We start from the raw sequence: 17,442 nt of genomic DNA, 5'->3' as shown, positions 1-17,442 counted from the left end.
CCGGGCCGTTCTGGCCTCCAAAGGTTCCTCCATGAAACTTCTCGCTCTCGGGGCTTTCGCCCTCGCCACGCTGACCGCCGGCGCCGCGACGGCCCAGACCGCAGGTCCGCAAAACCCCGGCCCGGCCATCCCGGGCGTCTGCGTCTATTTCAACCAGCGCCTGCTGGCCCAGTCGACCGTCGGCCAGGCCGTTCAGACGCGGATGGAGCAGCTGGCCACCGAAACCCAGGGTGAGCTCGCCCCCTATGGCTCGGCCATCCAGACCGAGATCACCGCCCTGCAGCAGGGAGGCCAGGCCGCCGATCCGGACGGCGCCCGCCGCACCGCCCTGCAGCAGCGCATCCAGGAAGCGCAGCAGTTGGAACAGACCCGTCAGGAAGAGCTGCGCTACACGCTGTCCGAACAGCGCCGCCTGATCTCGGCCGCCGTCGAGCCGATCCTGGTCGCCGTCTATCAGGAGCGCGGCTGCGGCATCCTGGTGGACCGTGAGAGCGTCTTCATCGTCAATCCGGCCATGGACGTGACCGACACGGTGATCGGTCGTCTGAACACGGCCCTGCCGACGCTCAGCTTCAACCGCCTGCCGGTGCCTGCACAACAAGCCCAGTAGGCCACTCATGTCGCCCGACGTCCGGTTCTTCACCCCGTCGGCCCCGATCGCACTGGACGACCTCGTGGCCCTGACGGGTGGCGAGGTCGTTCGTCGTTTCGAGGTCGTCATCGCCCGCGTGGCCACGCTGGCCGAGGCGGATGCCGAAGCGGTCGCCTTCATGGCCGATCGCAAATTCGCCGTCGCCCTGGCCGCCTCGCGCGCAGGGGTGGTCCTTGTGCCGCCCTCCGCCGTCGATCTGGCGCCCGCGGCGGCGGTCGTCATCGTGTCGCGTGAACCCCAGGCCGCCTGGGCCCGCGTCGCGGCGCACCTGCATCCCGAGGTCGTTCTGACGCCCGCCTCGGCGGACGCGGTTTGCGAGGACGAAACCGTCGTGCTGGAGCCGGGCGTGGTCGTGGGGCAGGGCGCGCGGATCGGTCGCGGCACCCGGGTGGGCGCCAATACGGTCATCGGTCCGGGCGTGCAGATCGGACGGGATTGCCGGATCGCCACCGGAGTCAGCATCAGCTTCGCCCTGATCGGCGACCGGGTGAAGCTCTATGCCGGGGCCCGGATCGGCGAGGCCGGCTTCGGCGCGGCGGGCACGGCGGGGGGGCCGGTGGACGTGCCGCAACTGGGGCGCGTCATCCTGCAGGACGGGGTCACGGTCGGGGCCAACAGCTGTATCGACCGCGGAGCCTATGGCGACACCGTCGTGGGCGAGAACACCAAGATCGATAATCTGGTCCAGATCGGCCACAACTGCATCATCGGGCGCAACTGCCTGCTCGCCGCGCATACCGGCATTTCCGGCTCCGTCACCGTGGGCGACAACGTCATGTTCGGCGGCAAGGCCGGCGTCGGCGATCACCTGACCATCGGGGACGGCGCCCGCGTGGCCGGGGGCGCGGGTCTGCTGGCCGACATTCCGCCGGGCGAGACCTGGTCCGGTTATCCCGCCAAGCCGATCCGACAGTTCTTGCGCGAGAGCGTCTGGCTTGCCAGACAGGTCAACCGCAAGAAGGACTAAGGCGTGACCGACCCGACGACGACGACTGACGACATCCGCATCGACTATGCTGAGGTGATGCGGCGCCTGCCGCACCGCTACCCCTTCCTTCTGGTCGATAAGGCCGAGGCCTTCGTGCCCGCCACCTCGATCGTCGGCATCAAGAACGTCAGCCACAACGAGCCCTTCTTCCAGGGCCATTTCCCGATCGACCCGGTCATGCCGGGCGTCCTGATCGTCGAGGCCATGGCCCAGACCGGGGCGTTGCTGATGTCCAAGACCCTGGACGTCGCCGTGGCCGACAAGGTCATCATGTTCATGTCGATCGATGGCGTCCGGTTCCGCAAGCCCGCCCGGCCGGGCGATCAGCTGCGCATGGAGGTCAAGGTCACCCGCGCGCGCGGCGACGCCTACAAATTCCGGGGCGAGACCTTCATCGACGGCAAGCTGGCCGCCGAGGCCGAGTTCATGGCCATGGTGGTCAAGGTCGACCAGCCCGCGACATGATCCATCCCAGCGCCATCGTCGATCCCTCCGCCGCCCTGGCCGACGACGTCGTCATCGGGCCCTGGTGCACGGTCGGGCCGGGCGTGGCGCTGGAGACGGGCGTCCACCTGGTCAGCCATGTCGTAGTGCAGCAGGACACCACCGTCGGGGCGCGCACCGTCATCCATCCCTTCGCCGTCATTGGCGGCGACCCGCAGCACAACGGCTATCGTGGCGAGCCCGTGCGGTTGGAGATCGGCAGCGACAACAGCATCCGCGAACACTGCACCTTCAACCGGGGCACGCCCCAGGGGACGGGCGTCACGCGCGTCGGGTCGCACGGCCTGTTCATGACCGGGGCCCACGTCGGCCACGACGCCGTCGTCGGCGATCATGTGGTCATGGCCAACAGCGCGACGCTGGGCGGCCATGCCCGGATCGGCGACAAGGTCTTCCTGGGCGGCCTATGCGCCGTGCACCAGAACGGCCGGGTGGGGCAGGGGGCGATCGTCGGTGGTCTGGCCGCCGTGACCCGCGACGTCATCCCCTATGGTTCGGCCTGGGGCAATCACGCGCGACTGCACGGGTTGAACCTGATCGGGCTGAAGCGGAAGGGCTATGGCAAGGACGCCGTGCGCCGCCTGCTGGCGGCCTATCGCGACCTGTTCGAAGGCCAGGAAGTCTTCGCCGACCGTCTGGACCGGGTCGAGGCCGCCTATGCCGACCTGCCCGAGATCATGGAGATCGTCGCCTTCATCCGCACCGACGCCAAACGCCCCCTGTGTCTGCCGGGCGAATGAGCGCCACGCCCGGCACGCTGGGCCTGATCGCCGGGGGCGGCGCGCTGCCCCATGCCATCGCCCGCCGCTGCGAGGCCGAGGGCCGGGCTTTGTTCGTGGTGCGACTCGACGGCTTCGCCGATCATCATCTGGACCGCTGGCCCGGCGCCACCTTCGGCATGGCCGAGATCGGCGGCATCCTGAAGGCACTGAAGCGCGAGGGCTGTACGGCGGTCTGCCTGGCCGGGACCGTGAGTCGACCCGATTTCAAACGGTTGAAGCCGGATCTGAAGGGCGCGTCAGTGCTGCCGGGCATCATCGCGGCGGCGACGAAGGGCGACGACGCCCTGCTGCGCAAGATCCTGTCGGTGTTCGAGGCGGAGGGCTATGCCGTCGAGGGGGCCGACGACATTCTCGGCGGCGATACGCTTCCGGCCGGGACGCTGGGAACGATCACCCCCTTGACCGACCAGCTTGCCGATCTCAGGAAAGCTCTGCATGTCGCGGAAAAGGCGGGTGAACTGGACATCGGCCAGGGGGCGGTCGTCTGCGACGGCCTGGTCCTCGCGGTGGAAGCTCAGGAGGGCACCGACGCCATGCTGAGCCGCGTCGCCGGCCTGCCGGCCGACCTGCGCGGCTCGGCGGCCAGCCGCAAGGGCGCGCTCGGCAAGGCCCCCAAGCCGATCCAGGACCTGCGCGTCGACATGCCGGTGATCGGCACCCGCACCGTCGAACTCGCGGCCGCCGCCGGTCTGGCGGGTATCGGCGGGGTTGCCGGACGGCTGATCCTGATCGACCGGGATGCGATCGTCGAGACGGCGGACCGGCTGGGCCTCTACGTCTGGGGCGAGCCTTTGCCGGAGACCGCGCCATGAAGATCATGCTGGTCGCGGCCGAGGCCTCGGGCGACGCCCTGGGGGCCGGTCTGGCCGCCGCCCTGAAGGCACGCGGCCCGGACATCGCCCTGATCGGCATCGGCGGCCCGCGCATGGCCGAGCAGGGCATCGTCAGCCCGTTCGACATCGCCGAACTGTCGGTCCTGGGCTGGCTGGAGGGCCTGCGGGCCTATGGCCGGGTCAAGGCGCGGGTCGCCGACACGGTCGCCATGGCGGTGCGCGAACGGCCGGACGCCGTGGTCCTGATCGACAGCTGGGGCTTCACCATCCGCGTCGCCAAGGCCCTCCGCGCGGCCCTGCCCGGGGTGAAACTGATCAAATACGTCGGGCCCCAGGTCTGGGCCTCGCGCCCGGGCCGCGCCAAGACCCTGGCCGCCGCCGTCGATCACCTGCTGGCCCTCTACGCCTTCGACGCGCCCTGGTTCGAAGCCGAGGGCCTGCCCACCACCGTGGTCGGGTCCCAGGCCCTGCACATCGACATGACGGGGGCCGATCCCGTCGCCTTCCGGTCCGCGCGCGGCATCGCCCCTGACGCCCCTCTGCTGCTGATCCTGCCCGGCAGCCGGCCCGGCGAAATCCGTCTGATGACCCCCGTCTATGAGGCGGCCGCCGCGCGGCTGAAGGCCGAGCGGCCCGATCTGCAGATCGCCGTCGTCGCCGCGGGCACCGTCGCCGCCGACGTCACCGCCCGCGTCGCCGCCTGGCCCTTCCGCGCCCATCTGGTGACCGAGGCCGACAAATACGCGGCGATGAAGGCCGCCACCGTGGCCCTGGCGACCAGCGGCACGGTCTCGACCGAACTGGCCCTGGCCGGGGTCCCCATGGTCATCGGCTACCGGTTCGCGCCGGTCAGCTATGCGATCATGAAGCCCTTCTTCACCGGCAAATACGCCACCCTGTTCAACCACGCCGCCGATCAGGAGATCGCCAAGGAGCTGATCCAGACCGAGGCGACGCCCGACCGGTTCGTGGCCGAACTGACCCGGCTGCTGGACGACCCCGCCGCCCGCGCCGACCAGTCCGCCCGCCAGACCGCTGCTCTCGACAGGATGGGCCGGGAAGGGCGGGATCCGTCGGAGATCGCGGCCGAAACTGTGCTAGGTCTGCTGCCGGTCGCTTGAACCGACCGACCACCCGCCCAGGCGAGGCCGCGATGCGTCAAATGCTTATCGGCGTGATGGGTCTTCTCCTGATGGGAGCAGCCGCGCCGGATCCGGAGCCGACCGAAGCCAGTCTGCGGGCGGCGGACGCCGAGCAAATGCGGATCATCGTCGAGGAAGACGCGGCCGCCCAACAGGCCTTCATGCACCCCAACTATATGATAAATGCCCCGGCCAATGCGGTGAAGCGCAAGGCCGAGGTGGTCGCCATGCTGGGACGCGGCGATATCGCTAGCGAAACCTTCGAGCGCTCGATCGAGGCCGTCGCCCTGACCGGTAATGTCGGCATCGTCATGGGACGAGAGGCGGTCACTCCGGCGCCGGCCAGCAATCTGGGGCGTCTCCATCCGGGCGAGACGCTGCAGCGTCGTTTCACCAATGTCTTCCTCTGGGAGGGTGGCCGCTGGATGTTCCTGGCCCGGCAGGCGTCGATCGTCGCGCCGTGATTTGCTTCACTGCCTGGGCCAGTCCGCGCACTGGTTTCTGAACCAGGTCAGCTGCCGCTTGGCGTAGTTCCGGGTCGCCTGCTGCAGGGCCGCGACGGCCTCCGCCAGCGTCGTGTCTCCGGCCAGATGGGCCGACAGCTCACGCACCCCGACGGCCTTCATCGCCGGCAGGGCCGGGTCCAGGTTTCGGGCAACCAGGGCTCGAACCTCGTCCAGCGCGCCGTCCCCCATCATCCGCACCACCCGCGCATCGCAGGCGGCGTAGAGGGCATGCCGGTCCGGCTCGATCACCTGCCGGTCGTAGGTCCCGGGCTCCAGCAGGGGTCGGGTCGAGGCGCGCCAGTCGCTGAGCGACCGCCCCGTGGCTCGGGCGACGGCATAGGCCCGGGTCAGCCGCTGGCGATCGCCCGCCTCGATGGCGGCCTCGGCGGGCGGATCGAAGGTCGTCAGGCGCAGGCGGAAGGCGGCCTCGCCCTCGGTATCGTACAGGGCCATGGCCTCTTCGCGAGCGGCCAGGGGCACGTCGGGGATGTCGGCCAGACCCTTGGTCAGGGCGCTGAAATACAGGCCCGTTCCCCCGACGATCAGCACCGGCCGACCCTCGGCCCGCAGCTCGGCCAGCAGCGGCATCACCGCCCGGGTCCACCGGCCGACCGACCAGGCCTCGGCCGCGTCGACCGTGCCGTACAGGTGGTGCGGAGCCTGGGCCTCTTCCTCGGCGGAGGGACGGGCGGTCAGGATCCGCAGGTCGGCGTACAGCTGCTGGCTGTCGGCATTGACGATGGCGGCGCCGGTCCGCGCGGCCATCTCCAGCGCCAGGCGCGACTTGCCCGAGGCGGTCGGTCCGGCGATCAGGGTGAGGGACGGTCGGGGCACGGGGCGCTCGCTTGCGGCAAGGGATGGCGATAGAACGCGCGTCCCGCCCTCGCAACCACGCCCAGAGTCTGCCTTGATCGATCGCGCCGCCGTCGAAGCCGTCCTCAACGCCATCCCGGACCCGGCCACCGGCCGGGGCCTGGTCGATGCCGGCGTGCCGAAAGGCCTGACCGTGTCCGAGGACCGCGCCGGCTTCGTCATCGAGGTGCCCGCCGACCGCACCGCCGCCTATGCCCCCGTGCGCGACGCGGCCGAGGCGGCGCTGAAGGCCATGCCCGGCATGGCCCGCGTCTCCGTCATCCTGACCGCCGAGACCGCCCCCGCCGCGCGCAAGGCCTCCCTGTCGCCCGCCGCCGTCGAACAGACCCGGGCCAGGGCTCCCGTGCCGACCGACCGCCCGGCCCATGTCCGCCGCGTCCTGGCCATCGCCAGCGGCAAGGGGGGAGTCGGCAAGTCGACCGTCTCGGTGAACCTGGCCGCCGCCCTCGCGCGCCGGGGCCTCCGCGTCGGCATCCTCGACGCCGACGTCCACGGCCCCAGCCTGCCGACCATGCTCGGCCTGTCGGGCAAGCCGGACTATGTCGACGGGGCCATGGTGCCGCACACGGCCCACGGGCTGAAGGCCATGTCGGTCGGCCTGCTGACCCAGGCCTCCGACGCCATGGTCTGGCGCGGGCCGATGGCGTCGCAGGCCCTGACCCAGATGCTGACCCAGACCCGCTGGGGCACGGAAGCCGAGCCGCTGGACATCCTCGTCGTCGACCTGCCGCCCGGCACGGGCGACGTGCAACTGACCCTGATCCAGAAGACCCCGCTGGACGGGGCCGTCATCGTCTCGACCCCGCAGGAGGTGGCCCTGGCCGATGCCCGTCGCGCCCACGCCCTGTTCGCGAAGGTGAACGTCCCGACCCTCGGCCTGATCGAGAACATGTCCGGCGACGTCTTCGGCCGCGGCGGCGGCGAGGCCGAGGCCGGCCGCCTGTCCATCCCCTACCTCGGCGACCTGCCCCTGGACGCCGCCCTGCGCCAGGGCGGGGACGCGGGCGTGCCGGTCGTGGTCGGCGATCCAGACGGGGAGATCGCGGCGCGGTTCGCGCGGTTCGCCGAGCGGGTCGCGGCGGTACTGCTGCCGACGGGCTGAAGGTCCGGAGCCGGCACCTGTGCGTGGGCCTGCGCCCAACTCTTATCGGACGTTGGAGAGTTCGCTACTGTGCCGCTCAGATCTGGAAAGCAAAGATTATGTTCGGATGGTTCAAGTCGAAGGGGAAATCGACGCCGAAACCCCTTTACCCTGAAAGCCGCTGGGTTGTCGCGGTGGACGATGCGGACATCCGTGTTCGTGACGACAAAGGTCAGGAAAAGTCTGTTCCTAAGGCGGCTCTTAGCTCAGTGATTATTGAAACGAACGATAGCGGGCCATGGGGCGCGGACGTTTGGTGGCTGTTGTTCGCAGACGATTACGCATTGGCGTGCTCATATCCCCAAGGTGCGACAGGTGAAGACGCTGCGCTTGGCTTCCTGTCCAGCCTTGCGGACTTTGATCATGGCCTGATGATCAAAGCGATGTCTTCAACCGGAAACGCCGCCTTCCCGGTCTGGCGAAGGCCCGTCTAGCGCTTGCTATCCGGCCTGATGCTTTTAGCCGGTCTTGACCCGTTGCAGACCCTGGTCGCTTCGGCCGGTCGGAAGTTAACACAGGGAGGCGCTTTAGGTTTTGGAGTCTGGAGTGGGGTTCAGTGGCCAGACCTCGACGACGCCTTGGGCCACGGCGCAGGGGCTGTTTGCCGCGATTTCGATGGCGGCTGACATATCGCTGGCTTCGATGAGAGCAAATCCCGCAATAGGTAAACCAGCCGATAGAAACGCACCGTCCGTGATTTCCACCCTAGTGCCGTTGTGATTACGCACTTGGACGGGCTTACCTGCGATACCCATCTGATCGCCTCGTCGAACTCGCTCCGCATCAGCTGCATGCGCGGCGTCGCGCACCGACTTATCTGTCCCGTCGTAGCCGACCTGATTGCCATAGCCGATCGTTATGAACTGGGGCATGACAGCCTAAGCCACTGGTCATTCTATCGTTCCGACGAGGTCTGCTACCCACCCCGAACGGATCATCGGCACGTCCGCTTTCAGCGCCGGTGGCCCAGACGGCCGGTGCAGCCCACAAATATCCCCCTTTTAGGGTTTTCAAACGCAACCCTGACCGCCACCTTGTCGGTTCCCGTCATCTTGCGAGCCGCCCATGTCCGTCGACACCCTGTTCCGACCCTTCACGATCAAGGGCCTGACCCTGCCCAACCGCATCGTCATGGCCCCGATGACGCGGTCGTTCAGCCCGGGCGGCATCCCCACCGACGACGTCGCCGCCTATTATCGCCGCCGCGCCGAGGGCCAGGTCGGGCTGATCATCACCGAGGGCACGGTCGTGGAACGCCCGGCCGCCCGCAACGACGCCGCCGTCCCCGTCTTTCACGGCGAGGCCCTGCCCGAGTGGCAGAAGGTGGTCGATGAGGTGCACGCCGCCGGAGGCCTGATCGCGCCGCAGATCTGGCACGTCGGGGCCGCGCGCGGGCAGGGCGCGGAGTGGCAGCCCCTCGGCCAGGTCGACAGCCCGTCCGGCCTGGTCGCCCCCGGCAAGCAGAAATACGAGCCGATGACCGAGGAGGACATCGCCGACACCATCGCCGCCTTCGGTCGCTCGGCCCGCGCCTCGCGCGACCTCGGCTTCGACGCCGCCGAGATCCACGCCGCCCACGGCTATCTGATCGACCAGTTCTACTGGTCCGGCGTCAACACGCGCGGTGACCGCTGGGGTGGCCCGACGATCAAGGAGCGCGCCCGCTTCGGGGTCGAGGTCGTCAAGGCGGTGCGCGAGGGCCTGGGCCCCGACATCCCCCTGATCATCCGCCTGTCGCAGTGGAAACAGCAGGATTTCACCGCCCGCATCGCCAATACGCCCGACGAGATGGCCGACTGGCTGCTGCCCCTGTCCGACGCCGGGGTCGATGTCTTCCACTGCTCGCAGCGTCGCTTCTGGGAGCCGGAGTTCGAGGGTTCGGACCTGAACTTCGCCGGCTGGGCCAAGAAGATCACCGGCAAACCCACCATCAGCGTCGGCTCGGTCGGGCTGGACGGCGAATTCATCGCCGCCTTCGGGGGCGAGGGCTCCAGGCCCGCCTCGCTGGATGGGCTGATCGCCCGGATGGAGCGCGAGGAGTTCGACCTGATCGCCGTCGGCCGCGCCCTGCTGGCGGACCCCCACTGGGTGCTGAAGATCAAGGACGGCCGCCAGGACGAACTCTCGGCGTTCGAGCGCGGGCATATGGCGGTGCTTCACTAGGGACAGTGGTTGTCGAGGTGATTAGTGGCTAGTGACTGGTGGCTAACGCGAACCAGCCACCAGCCACCAGCCACCCATCTCAATGACCCTCACCGCCGTCGCCCTTTCCACCCTGTGGCTCAGCCTGATCATCGGCGCGCGCTACCTGCTGGTCGCGGGCGGGGTGTGGTGGCTGACCTGGGGCCGGCCGCAGGGCATCGGCCAGCGGCTGAACCGCGAAACGCCTTCGCGCCGGTTGATCCTGCACGAGATCAAATACTCGCTACTGTCCACCCCGATCTATGCCTTCCCGGCCGCCATCGCCCTGGAGGCCTGGAAGGCGGGTGGCACCAGGCTGTACGTCGATCCGGGGGCCTATCCGCTGTGGTGGTTGCCTTTGAGCTTCATCCTGCTGCTGGTGGTGCAGGACACCCACTACTACTGGACCCACCGGCTGCTGCACGACCGGCGCATCTTCAGATGGGCCCATGCTGGTCACCATCGCGCCCGCGACCCCAGCCCGTTCGCCAGCTTCGCCTTCGACCCGTCCGAGGCGGCGATGACCGCCTGGCTGCTGCCGCTGCTGGCCTTTTTGGTCCCGCTCAACATCTGGATGCTGGCGGTGATGCTGACGGTGATGACCGCCACGGCGGTGATGAACCACTGCGGCTGGGAGATGTGGCCCGACCGCTGGGTGCGCGGCCGCGTCGGCTCGCACCTGATCACCGCTACCCACCACAGCCGCCACCACACCCATATGAAGACGAATTTCGGCCTGTATTTCCGTCTCTGGGACCGCTGGTGCGGGACCGATGCGATGCCGGAGGTGAGGGATTAGGTCTTAGGTCTTAGGTCTTAGGTCTTAGGTCTTAGTTCTTAGGACGAGCGCGTTTGCTTCTAAGCCCTAAGACCTACTCACTAAGCCCTCACTTCCTCAACCACCACCGCCGTCCCATAGGCCAGCACCTCGGTGATCCCGGGCATGATCTCATTGGACTCGTAGCGCATCGCCAGGACGGCATTGGCCCCGGCCGCCTCGGCGTGTTCGATCAGCTGTTCGAAGGCCTCCTGGCGCGACACCTCGGCCAGTTTCACATAGGCCCCGACCCGTCCGCCCAGGATCGACTGGATGCCGCCCAGGGCGTCCGACACGACGTTGCGCGACCGCACCGTGATGCCGCGCACCACGCCGATGTGGCGCACGATCCGGTGGCCGGCGATGTCATTGGTGGTCGAGGTCAGCATGGCGGCGATCTCCCCTTCAGATGCGATCCAGAATGCGGAAGACGAACGGATGGTCGTCCTTCTCGCCCGCATCATGCCGTTCGTTCAGCGTCTCGCGAAAGAGGCTTTCGTCGAAGGCCGGGAACAGGGCATCGCCCTCCGGCTCGGCCTCGACCTCGGTGATGTAGAGCCGCCTGGCGCGGGGCAGGGCGGCCTCAAACAGGGCCGTGCCGCCGATCACGCAGACCTCCTCGATCCCGTCGTCCTCAGCCGTTTCCCGCGCGATATCCAGGGCGTCGGCCAGATTGGAACAGACCACCGCCCCCTTCGCCTTGCCGCGCTCTTCATAGGACAGGTCGCGCGACAGGATCAGGTTTAGTCGGCCGGGCAGGGGTCGCAGCGGCAGGCTCTCCCACGTCGAGCGGCCCATGATGCAGGGCTTGCCCAGGGTGATCTCCTTGAACCGCTGCAGGTCGCTGCGCAGTTTCCACGCCAGGTCGCCGTCCCGGCCGATGACGCCGTTCCTGGCCCGAGCGACGACGAGGGCGATGTGGGGGATGGTCAATTTTTCGACTTAAGCGCTCAGACGGTAAATCAGCGCATCTTCAAGGTAGACGCCATTAATCCGATTATTGCTGAACCGCACACGGCTGTTTCCGTCCACGGCAATTATCCCCCTCAGCGCGGTGAAGATTGAGCGGTCGGGGTCAACGATGTCTACCCTGGAGAGGTCGAGCAGCCCTCCATTTTGTGATTTGGAGGTCGCCTTGGCCACGTCGAGATAGAACGAGGTGACATCTTTCCGCGCCTCGTGAAACGCAATCACGAAACGCCAACGCTCGGCGTCGCTGTCATAAAGCCAAAGCGCCCCTCTGACTTTGAGCCCGTGGTCGTCGAGAAAGGAGACTAGCCGCCCCGCTGCATCTATGTCTTCGTTTACCAGTGTGTTCTCAACCACTTAATCACTCCGGAATCTGAATCGCCGACGGCCGTCAACATCCGGTTGGCGGAGAAGGGATCGATTGTCTCATATCGCGAGGTTTCCTTCCATCCTGCCGCAAACGCCCAGTTTGCCTCAAGAGCCGGGTCACTTCGTCCGGCACCGTCCAGATCGTGTTTGAGCCCCGCTAGAGTGAGAAGAGAAACGAGATCGTGGGTGTGGACGGCGCTAACGAGTTTTGGCGACGGAATGACCGTGGCGCGAAATGACAACGCGATAATGGACTTCAAACCGCACTCGACTGAATAGCCGGCCAGATAGTAGGCCGCGCTGTGTCGCCCCGCTTCGAGCAGGACCACCGCATCAGCAAGTCGCATTTCGGCGAGCTTCTTGAGGTGATCTGCGCTTGGATCGGCCATAGCTTAAATCGCGACGGCCGCCTTGATGTGCGGATGAGCCTCATAGCCTGACAGGACGAAATCCCCCGGCTCGAACGCGAACAGGTCCCGCTTCGGCGCGATCGTCATGGTCGGCAGGGCCAGGGGCTGGCGGGTCAGCTGAAGTTCCCCCTGCTCGATGTGGTTCGCATACAGGTGGGCGTCGCCGAAGGTGTGGACGAAGTCGCCGGGCTCCAGCCCGACCACCTGGGCTACCATCATGGTCAGCAGGGCATAGGAGGCGATGTTGAACGGCACGCCCAGGAAGACGTCGGCCGAGCGCTGATACAGCTGGCAGCTCAGCTTGCCGTCGGCGACGAAAAACTGGAACAGACAGTGACAGGGCGGCAGGGCCATGTCCTCGATGTCGGCCGGGTTCCAGGCGCTGACGATGTGGCGGCGGCTGTTGGGGTTGGTCTTCAGCCCCTCGATCAGCCGGGCGATCTGGTCGATGCTCTGGCCGTTCGGCGCGGCCCAGGAGCGCCACTGCTTGCCGTAGACCGGCCCCAGCTCGCCGCTTTCGTCGGCCCATTCGTTCCAGATCGAACAGCCGTTGTCCTTGAGCCAGGCGATGTTGGTCTCGCCGCGCAGGAACCACAGCAGCTCGACGATGATCGAGCGCAGGTGCAGCTTCTTGGTCGTCAGCAGGGGAAACCCCTTCGACAGGTCGAACCGCATCTGCCGGCCGAACACGCCCAAGGTGCCGGTGCCCGTCCGATCGTCGCGCCGCACCCCGGTATCGAGGATGTCGCGCAGCAGGTTCAGATACTGCCATTCCGGATGGTCGGCGGGCGCGGCCCCTGCGGTTGAGGCCAGGCGGTCGATCGAGGGAGCGGTGGCGGTCATGGTGCGCAGTCTGGCCGATTCGCGGCCTTCCGTCAGAGGCCGCGAATCACTTGCCCACAATCTTGCGGTTCAGTCACCGGTCAGGCCAGCTTTTGGCCGATCAGCAGGGGCCCCAGCTTGCTCGAGGCGCCGTCAAAGAAACCGGCCTCCTTCGGTGCCTTCGGCGGGTTGTTCCAGGTGGCGAACACCATGTCGACCACGGGCAGGTCGCAGTAGTTGGAGCGATGGACGCCGCGCTCATGGTGCGCCGCGTGCATCTCGGGACGGGCGATGATCCAGCCGAGCCAGCGTGGCGTGCGGACGTTCGCGTGGGTGAACATGGCCATGAAGCTGTTGAACAGCACGATCGGGATGACCGCCTCGACCGACAGGCCGACGATCCACACCAGGGTCAGGCTGCCCTGGAGCGTCCAGGCGATCATGTCCAGCGGGTGGAACCAGAAGGCGCCCCAGACGTCGACGCGCTCGGCCGAATGATGGGTCTGGTGCAGGTGTTGCCACAGGAAGTCGACGCCATGCAGCATCCGGTGCCACAGGTACATCGTCAGCTGGAACGTCACGAGCCCGACGCCCAGCTGAAGCCAGAGCGGCGCGGACGTCAGGTCGATCAGCCGGTGCTCCGCGAGAAAGGCGTCCCACAGCAACGGGGCGAACAGGGCCACGGTCATGTAGAGGGCGAAGGCGGCCAGACCCTTCAATCGCCACCCGGGGGTCGAAGGGTAGTCGCGGGGCCGCCAGACGGTGTCGAGCAGGATGAAGCCGGCGAACATCGCCGTGATGGATAGGGTCACAACATTGAACATCTTTAACCTCCGTGGGGGACGATCTGGGGAGGCCGAAGTGATAAAAGACGACGCTGCGCACGGTTAGCCGTCGCATGGTCCAGTAATCGACGGGGCGTATTTCCCACTATCTTTCAACTCTGTATGAACGATAGCGGCGTCTTTGGCCGCCCGCTCATGTGGTCGAAATGAGGAAAACCGCACTCATGGTGCAGTCTCTACTCACGGAAAGACCCAGACTCCGCGTCTCTCGCGGCGATCAGACCCGAGACCGGATCCTGGACGTGGCCGAGGCCTCGGTCCTGGCCAAGGGCTTCGCGGCGACGTCGATCGACGAAATCCTGTTCGAGGCCGCGATCACCAAGAGCGGGTTCTTCTATCATTTCCGCGACCGGAACGATCTGGCGCTGGGCCTCATCGAGCGGTTCAGGTCGCAGAACCTGTCGATCTTCGAGGACATCTTCGATCGTGCGGCCGAGCTGAACGAAGATCCCCTGCACGCCTTTCTGGTCGGGCTGAAGCTGCTGGCCGAGACCCTGATCGATGTGCAGGCGACCCGCCCGGGCTGCCTCGTCGCCAGCTTCGTCTATCAGGACCAGCAGTATGACGCCCGGGTGCGCGCCGTGATCGTCGACCTTACCCTGGTCTGGCGGGCGCAGTTCGTCGCCCGCCTGGAGACCATCGCCGCCGTCTATCCGCCGCGCGTCGACATCGACCTGCGCGACCTGGCCGACATGCTGACCGTCATCATCGACGGCGGCATCATCCTGTCGAAGACCCTGCGCGAACCGCAGATCATGGCGCGCCAGCTGCTCGCGTACCGCGCCTTCGTCCGCACGGTCTTCCTGGGGGCCTGATCGGCGCTCAGCCGCTGAACCCGCCCTGATCCAGGAACGCCTGCTCCTCCACCGTCGTCTCGCGCCCCAGCGCCCGGTTGCGGTGCGGGAAGCGGCCAAAGCGGACGATGATGTCGCGATGGATCTTGGCGTATCTCGCCACCTCCGGCATGTCGTCGCCCAGCAGCGGGATCAGGGCGTCGTGGTCGTCCAGATCCTCGGAATGCTCGAACGGCGTCATGAAGAACTGGCGCAGGTCCGGATCGAAGGTGGCGGGATGGCCGAGGGCGAAGGCTCGCCGGGCGAACATCAATCCCAGGGGATCGGTCGCGAACTGATGCCCCGTGCCGCGGAAGCTGTTCCGGGGATACTGGTCGAGCAGGATCATCAGCGCCAGCGCGCCCTCGGCCGTCTCGATCCAGTCGTCCAACTCGCGTCGCGCCGCCGCCCAGTGCAGGGCATGCCCCGCCTCGCGGAAGGCGCGGTCGAAGGCCTCGTCCTTGGCATACCACCTGGCCTTTCCCGCCTCTTTCCAGAAGGCGACGACGGACGAAGGCGTTATGAGGGGCGTCATGACCCAGACCCTAGCCGCTCCCTTGCCCGTCTTCCATGATCGCGACTGCGACCTGTCGATCATTCGGGGAAAGCGCGTGGCCATAATCGGCTACGGCAGCCAGGGGCGCACCCATGCCCTGAACCTGCGCGACTCGGGCGTGACCGATATCGTCGTCGGGCTGAAGGCCGGCTCGGCCACGCGGGCGAAGGCTGAAGCGGACGGCTTTCCGGTGCAAACGGCGGGCAAGGCCACGGCCGGGGCCGACGTCGTGGCCGTGATGGTCTCGGACGAGGCCCACCGCGACCTGTACCGCGACGAGATCGAACCGAACATCCGGCCCGGAGCCGCGCTGATCTTCGCCCATGGCCTGTCGGTGCGATTCGGGCTGGTCGCGCCACGCGCCGATCTGGACGTCATCCTCGATTCGCCCAAGGGCATCGGCCCGCGCATTCGCGACCTGTACGAGGCCGGGGAGGGGGTGTTCTGCCTGTTCGGCGTGCACCAGGACGCCACCGGCACCGCCCACGCCCTGGGCCTGTCCTATGCGGCGGCGCTCGGCTGCGGCCGCAAGGGTATCCTGGAGACCACCTTCGCGGCCGAATGCGAGAGCGATCTGTTCGGCGAGCAGGTCGTGCTGTGCGGCGGGGTCGGCGAACTGATCGACGCGGCCTTCATCAAACTGGTCGAGGCCGGCTATCCGCCCGAGGTCGCCTGGTTCGAATGCTTCTACGAGGTCAAGCTGGTCACCGACCTGATGTACGAGCGCGGCATCGCCGGGGCCTTCGCCAAGATCTCCAACACCGCCGAATACGGCGCCTATCTGACCGGGCCTCGCGTGATCGGCGAGGCCTCGCGCACGGCCATGGACGCGGTGCTGGGCGAGGTCCGGGACGGGTCGTTCGTCAAACGCCTGATGGCCGACTACGACGCCGGCTCGCCCGAACTGCTGGCCCGGCGCAAGGCGCTCGGCGAGCGCACCATAGAGGCTGTGGGGGCCCGCCTGGCGGCCGTGGCCGGGTCGGCGACCGACCGACGATCCTAGCGGGGCAGGCGGCCGGTGCGCGCCCCGGCCGAGACCTCGACCACAGCGGCGACCGACAACAGGATGCTGCTGACCAGACCGGCGATGGCCAGAAGGCCGGCGGGTGTCACTTCGATCCGGCCGGCGACGGCGAATCGCTTGCCCTTGATTCGAAGGTTGGCGCGGTTTCTGGGGGGTGTCTGTTCCATCGGCGAACCAATGGCCGCGACGGCGGCCGGTTCCGGGAACCGGGAAAGATGGTCGGAGTGGCAGGATTCGAACCTGCGACCCCTGCGTCCCGAACGCAGTGCTCTACCAGACTGAGCCACACTCCGACTTGAGGACGGGGCTTATAGCGACGGGGTCGGGGGCCCGCAAGCACCGTTCATTCCGGACGCGAAATAGTCCGGAAAGCGGGTGTTGCATCGCCGTCGGGCTTGGCGTATTCGACCGCCTCCCCAAGGCCAAGGCCTCGGGGCGCACCGGGCCTGCTGGGGAATGGTGTAATGGTAACACTCCGGTTTTTGGTACCGTCATTCTAGGTTCGAGTCCTAGTTCCCCAGCCACCCCGCCCCGCCGCAGCTGACCGCAAAGCCGTCCGCGCCCTGACCGCTCAGTGGGTCGTGGTGCCCGGGATGGGCAGGCGGACGCGAATGCCGACCCCGGCCGCCGGGGCCGTCTCGATGGCGAACGTTCCACCCAGGTGCTCGACCAGGCCCTGCACCAGGGCCAGACCGTCGCCCGGTGCGATCCGCGGGGCCCCGACTCCCGTGTCGCGGATGATCAGGCTGATGCCGTCCGAGGCCCGGGCATAGGCCACGGCGATCGAGCCGCGCCGATCGTCGGGAAAGCCGTGGCGTACGGCATTCGACATCACCTCGTGCACGATGATGGCCAGGGGCAGGGCGTGGGTCTCGGGCAACAGGATTTCTACCGCACGGACGCTGATTTGGATCTCGCGCGTCTCGGCGACGCGCCGCCAGAAGCCGATCGCATCGTCCAGATAGGCGGCGAAATCGACGGGACCGTCCTCGCTGATCCGTCGGTTCAACAGGCCCATGGCCGCGACGACGTCGCTGAGCCAGGTCAGGTGGCGACGGCTTTCGGGATCCGTGACGCTGCGCAGACGTATTCCCACCAGCGCCTGCAGCAGACTGTAACTACCGGACAGGCGGCGCTCCAGCGCCGCGATCCGGACTTCCGCGCTTGCGGTCATTCGCCCCCCGGGCATCATAGA

Annotated in this window: 24 protein-coding genes and 2 tRNA genes; 14 read left to right on the top strand and 12 right to left on the bottom strand. The window is 67.5% G+C overall.

Annotation, left to right across the window (positions count from 1 at the left end):
* Nucleotides 1–31 precede the first annotated feature (31 nt).
* From BZG35_RS11185 to BZG35_RS11155, 7 genes are read left to right on the top strand one after another with little or no spacing between them, the layout of a single operon-like run.
* Nucleotides 32–610, top strand: coding sequence for an OmpH family outer membrane protein (locus tag BZG35_RS11185; protein WP_077355720.1), 579 nt, complete (start codon nucleotides 32–34; stop codon nucleotides 608–610).
* Between the two features lie 7 nt (nucleotides 611–617).
* A complete protein-coding gene (gene lpxD, locus BZG35_RS11180) occupies nucleotides 618–1,619 on the top strand; it encodes a UDP-3-O-(3-hydroxymyristoyl)glucosamine N-acyltransferase (protein ID WP_077355719.1) in 1,002 nt (333 codons plus the stop codon).
* A 3-nt stretch (nucleotides 1,620–1,622) separates the two neighbouring features.
* Nucleotides 1,623–2,105 (top strand): 3-hydroxyacyl-ACP dehydratase FabZ, encoded by a 483-nt coding sequence (fabZ, locus tag BZG35_RS11175; protein ID WP_077355718.1) that lies wholly within the window; start codon nucleotides 1,623–1,625, stop codon nucleotides 2,103–2,105.
* Entirely contained in the window at nucleotides 2,102–2,884 is a 783-nt protein-coding gene (gene lpxA / locus BZG35_RS11170; protein ID WP_077355717.1) for an acyl-ACP--UDP-N-acetylglucosamine O-acyltransferase, read from the top strand. Before fabZ ends, lpxA begins: the two co-directional genes overlap by 4 nt.
* Nucleotides 2,881–3,738, top strand: a complete 858-nt coding sequence (locus BZG35_RS11165) for an LpxI family protein (RefSeq protein ID WP_077355716.1) — start codon at nucleotides 2,881–2,883, stop codon at nucleotides 3,736–3,738. The genes lpxA and BZG35_RS11165 overlap by 4 nt, the downstream gene beginning before the upstream one ends.
* On the top strand, nucleotides 3,735–4,880 hold the full coding sequence (gene lpxB, locus BZG35_RS11160) for a lipid-A-disaccharide synthase (protein WP_077355715.1): 1,146 nt from the start codon (nucleotides 3,735–3,737) through the stop codon (nucleotides 4,878–4,880). The genes BZG35_RS11165 and lpxB overlap by 4 nt, the downstream gene beginning before the upstream one ends.
* Before the next feature lie 32 nt (nucleotides 4,881–4,912).
* A complete protein-coding gene (locus BZG35_RS11155) occupies nucleotides 4,913–5,365 on the top strand; it encodes a nuclear transport factor 2 family protein (protein ID WP_077355714.1) in 453 nt (150 codons plus the stop codon).
* Nucleotides 5,366–5,371: 6 nt separating this feature from the next.
* Here the strand turns inward: BZG35_RS11155 and miaA are convergent, their stop codons facing one another.
* Nucleotides 5,372–6,241: a tRNA (adenosine(37)-N6)-dimethylallyltransferase MiaA gene (gene miaA / locus BZG35_RS11150; RefSeq protein WP_077355713.1), complete on the bottom strand. Its 870-nt coding sequence runs from the start codon at nucleotides 6,239–6,241 to the stop codon at nucleotides 5,372–5,374.
* Nucleotides 6,242–6,314: 73 nt separating this feature from the next.
* On the opposite strand from miaA, the gene BZG35_RS11145 reads away from it, so the two are divergent.
* Entirely contained in the window at nucleotides 6,315–7,382 is a 1,068-nt protein-coding gene (locus BZG35_RS11145; RefSeq protein ID WP_077355712.1) for an Mrp/NBP35 family ATP-binding protein, read from the top strand.
* A 98-nt stretch (nucleotides 7,383–7,480) separates the two neighbouring features.
* A complete protein-coding gene (locus tag BZG35_RS11140) occupies nucleotides 7,481–7,855 on the top strand; it encodes a hypothetical protein (protein ID WP_077355711.1) in 375 nt (124 codons plus the stop codon).
* 93 nt (nucleotides 7,856–7,948) lie between these two features.
* Here BZG35_RS11140 and BZG35_RS11135 read toward each other — a convergent pair whose 3' ends face one another.
* Nucleotides 7,949–8,293 (bottom strand): YciI family protein, encoded by a 345-nt coding sequence (locus tag BZG35_RS11135; protein WP_077355710.1) that lies wholly within the window; start codon nucleotides 8,291–8,293, stop codon nucleotides 7,949–7,951.
* Nucleotides 8,294–8,486: 193 nt separating this feature from the next.
* On the opposite strand from BZG35_RS11135, the gene BZG35_RS11130 reads away from it, so the two are divergent.
* Together BZG35_RS11130 and BZG35_RS11125 are read left to right on the top strand one after the other, a co-directional pair.
* The gene (locus BZG35_RS11130; RefSeq protein ID WP_077355709.1) at nucleotides 8,487–9,584 is read left to right on the top strand and encodes an NADH:flavin oxidoreductase; all 1,098 of its coding nucleotides are present in this window, start codon (nucleotides 8,487–8,489) and stop codon (nucleotides 9,582–9,584) included.
* 82 nt (nucleotides 9,585–9,666) lie between these two features.
* Entirely contained in the window at nucleotides 9,667–10,401 is a 735-nt protein-coding gene (locus tag BZG35_RS11125; protein WP_077355708.1) for a sterol desaturase family protein, read from the top strand.
* An 80-nt stretch (nucleotides 10,402–10,481) separates the two neighbouring features.
* Here BZG35_RS11125 and BZG35_RS11120 read toward each other — a convergent pair whose 3' ends face one another.
* From BZG35_RS11120 to BZG35_RS11100, 6 genes are all read right to left on the bottom strand, one after another.
* Nucleotides 10,482–10,808, bottom strand: coding sequence for a YbjQ family protein (locus BZG35_RS11120; RefSeq protein ID WP_077355707.1), 327 nt, complete (start codon nucleotides 10,806–10,808; stop codon nucleotides 10,482–10,484).
* 16 nt (nucleotides 10,809–10,824) lie between these two features.
* Nucleotides 10,825–11,352 carry a dihydrofolate reductase gene (locus BZG35_RS11115; protein ID WP_077355706.1) on the bottom strand — a complete coding sequence of 176 codons (528 nt, stop codon included), beginning with the start codon at nucleotides 11,350–11,352 and terminating at the stop codon, nucleotides 10,825–10,827.
* A gap of 9 nt (nucleotides 11,353–11,361) precedes the next feature.
* A complete protein-coding gene (locus BZG35_RS11110) occupies nucleotides 11,362–11,745 on the bottom strand; it encodes a hypothetical protein (RefSeq protein ID WP_077355705.1) in 384 nt (127 codons plus the stop codon).
* Nucleotides 11,724–12,146 carry a DNA-binding protein gene (locus tag BZG35_RS17660; protein ID WP_150126009.1) on the bottom strand — a complete coding sequence of 141 codons (423 nt, stop codon included), beginning with the start codon at nucleotides 12,144–12,146 and terminating at the stop codon, nucleotides 11,724–11,726. Before BZG35_RS17660 ends, BZG35_RS11110 begins: the two co-directional genes overlap by 22 nt.
* Before the next feature lie 3 nt (nucleotides 12,147–12,149).
* Nucleotides 12,150–13,010, bottom strand: coding sequence for a thymidylate synthase (locus BZG35_RS11105; protein ID WP_077355704.1), 861 nt, complete (start codon nucleotides 13,008–13,010; stop codon nucleotides 12,150–12,152).
* Between the two features lie 80 nt (nucleotides 13,011–13,090).
* A complete protein-coding gene (locus tag BZG35_RS11100; protein WP_077355703.1) occupies nucleotides 13,091–13,813 on the bottom strand; it encodes a sterol desaturase family protein in 723 nt (240 codons plus the stop codon).
* A 263-nt stretch (nucleotides 13,814–14,076) separates the two neighbouring features.
* Between BZG35_RS11100 and BZG35_RS11095 the strand changes: the two genes are divergently transcribed.
* The gene (locus BZG35_RS11095) at nucleotides 14,077–14,649 is read left to right on the top strand and encodes a TetR/AcrR family transcriptional regulator (protein ID WP_216351846.1); all 573 of its coding nucleotides are present in this window, start codon (nucleotides 14,077–14,079) and stop codon (nucleotides 14,647–14,649) included.
* A gap of 7 nt (nucleotides 14,650–14,656) precedes the next feature.
* On the opposite strand, the gene BZG35_RS11090 is transcribed toward BZG35_RS11095, so the two are convergent.
* Entirely contained in the window at nucleotides 14,657–15,202 is a 546-nt protein-coding gene (locus BZG35_RS11090; RefSeq protein WP_077355701.1) for a DUF924 family protein, read from the bottom strand.
* A 22-nt stretch (nucleotides 15,203–15,224) separates the two neighbouring features.
* On the opposite strand from BZG35_RS11090, the gene ilvC reads away from it, so the two are divergent.
* Nucleotides 15,225–16,226 carry a ketol-acid reductoisomerase gene (ilvC, locus tag BZG35_RS11085; protein ID WP_371454842.1) on the top strand — a complete coding sequence of 334 codons (1,002 nt, stop codon included), beginning with the start codon at nucleotides 15,225–15,227 and terminating at the stop codon, nucleotides 16,224–16,226.
* Here ilvC and BZG35_RS11080 read toward each other — a convergent pair.
* Together BZG35_RS11080 and BZG35_RS11075 are read right to left on the bottom strand one after the other, a co-directional pair.
* Complete coding sequence (locus BZG35_RS11080) at nucleotides 16,223–16,414, bottom strand: hypothetical protein (RefSeq protein ID WP_077355700.1); 192 nt, start codon at nucleotides 16,412–16,414, stop codon at nucleotides 16,223–16,225. The genes ilvC and BZG35_RS11080 overlap by 4 nt on opposite strands.
* Nucleotides 16,415–16,463: 49 nt before the next feature.
* Nucleotides 16,464–16,540, bottom strand: a tRNA-Pro gene (locus tag BZG35_RS11075).
* Between the two features lie 157 nt (nucleotides 16,541–16,697).
* Here BZG35_RS11075 and BZG35_RS11070 point away from each other — a divergent pair.
* A tRNA-Gln gene (locus BZG35_RS11070) sits at nucleotides 16,698–16,771 on the top strand.
* 47 nt (nucleotides 16,772–16,818) lie between these two features.
* Here the strand turns inward: BZG35_RS11070 and BZG35_RS11065 are convergent.
* Nucleotides 16,819–17,421: a sensor histidine kinase gene (locus tag BZG35_RS11065; RefSeq protein ID WP_171981941.1), complete on the bottom strand. Its 603-nt coding sequence runs from the start codon at nucleotides 17,419–17,421 to the stop codon at nucleotides 16,819–16,821.
* Between the last annotated feature and the right edge of the window lie 21 nt (nucleotides 17,422–17,442).

It is taken from the genome of Brevundimonas sp. LM2 (genome assembly GCF_002002865.1).
Taxonomy (GTDB): Bacteria; Pseudomonadota; Alphaproteobacteria; order Caulobacterales; family Caulobacteraceae; genus Brevundimonas.
Note: the sequence above shows the minus strand (reverse complement) of the source record. Positions and strands in the feature narration are given on the sequence as shown.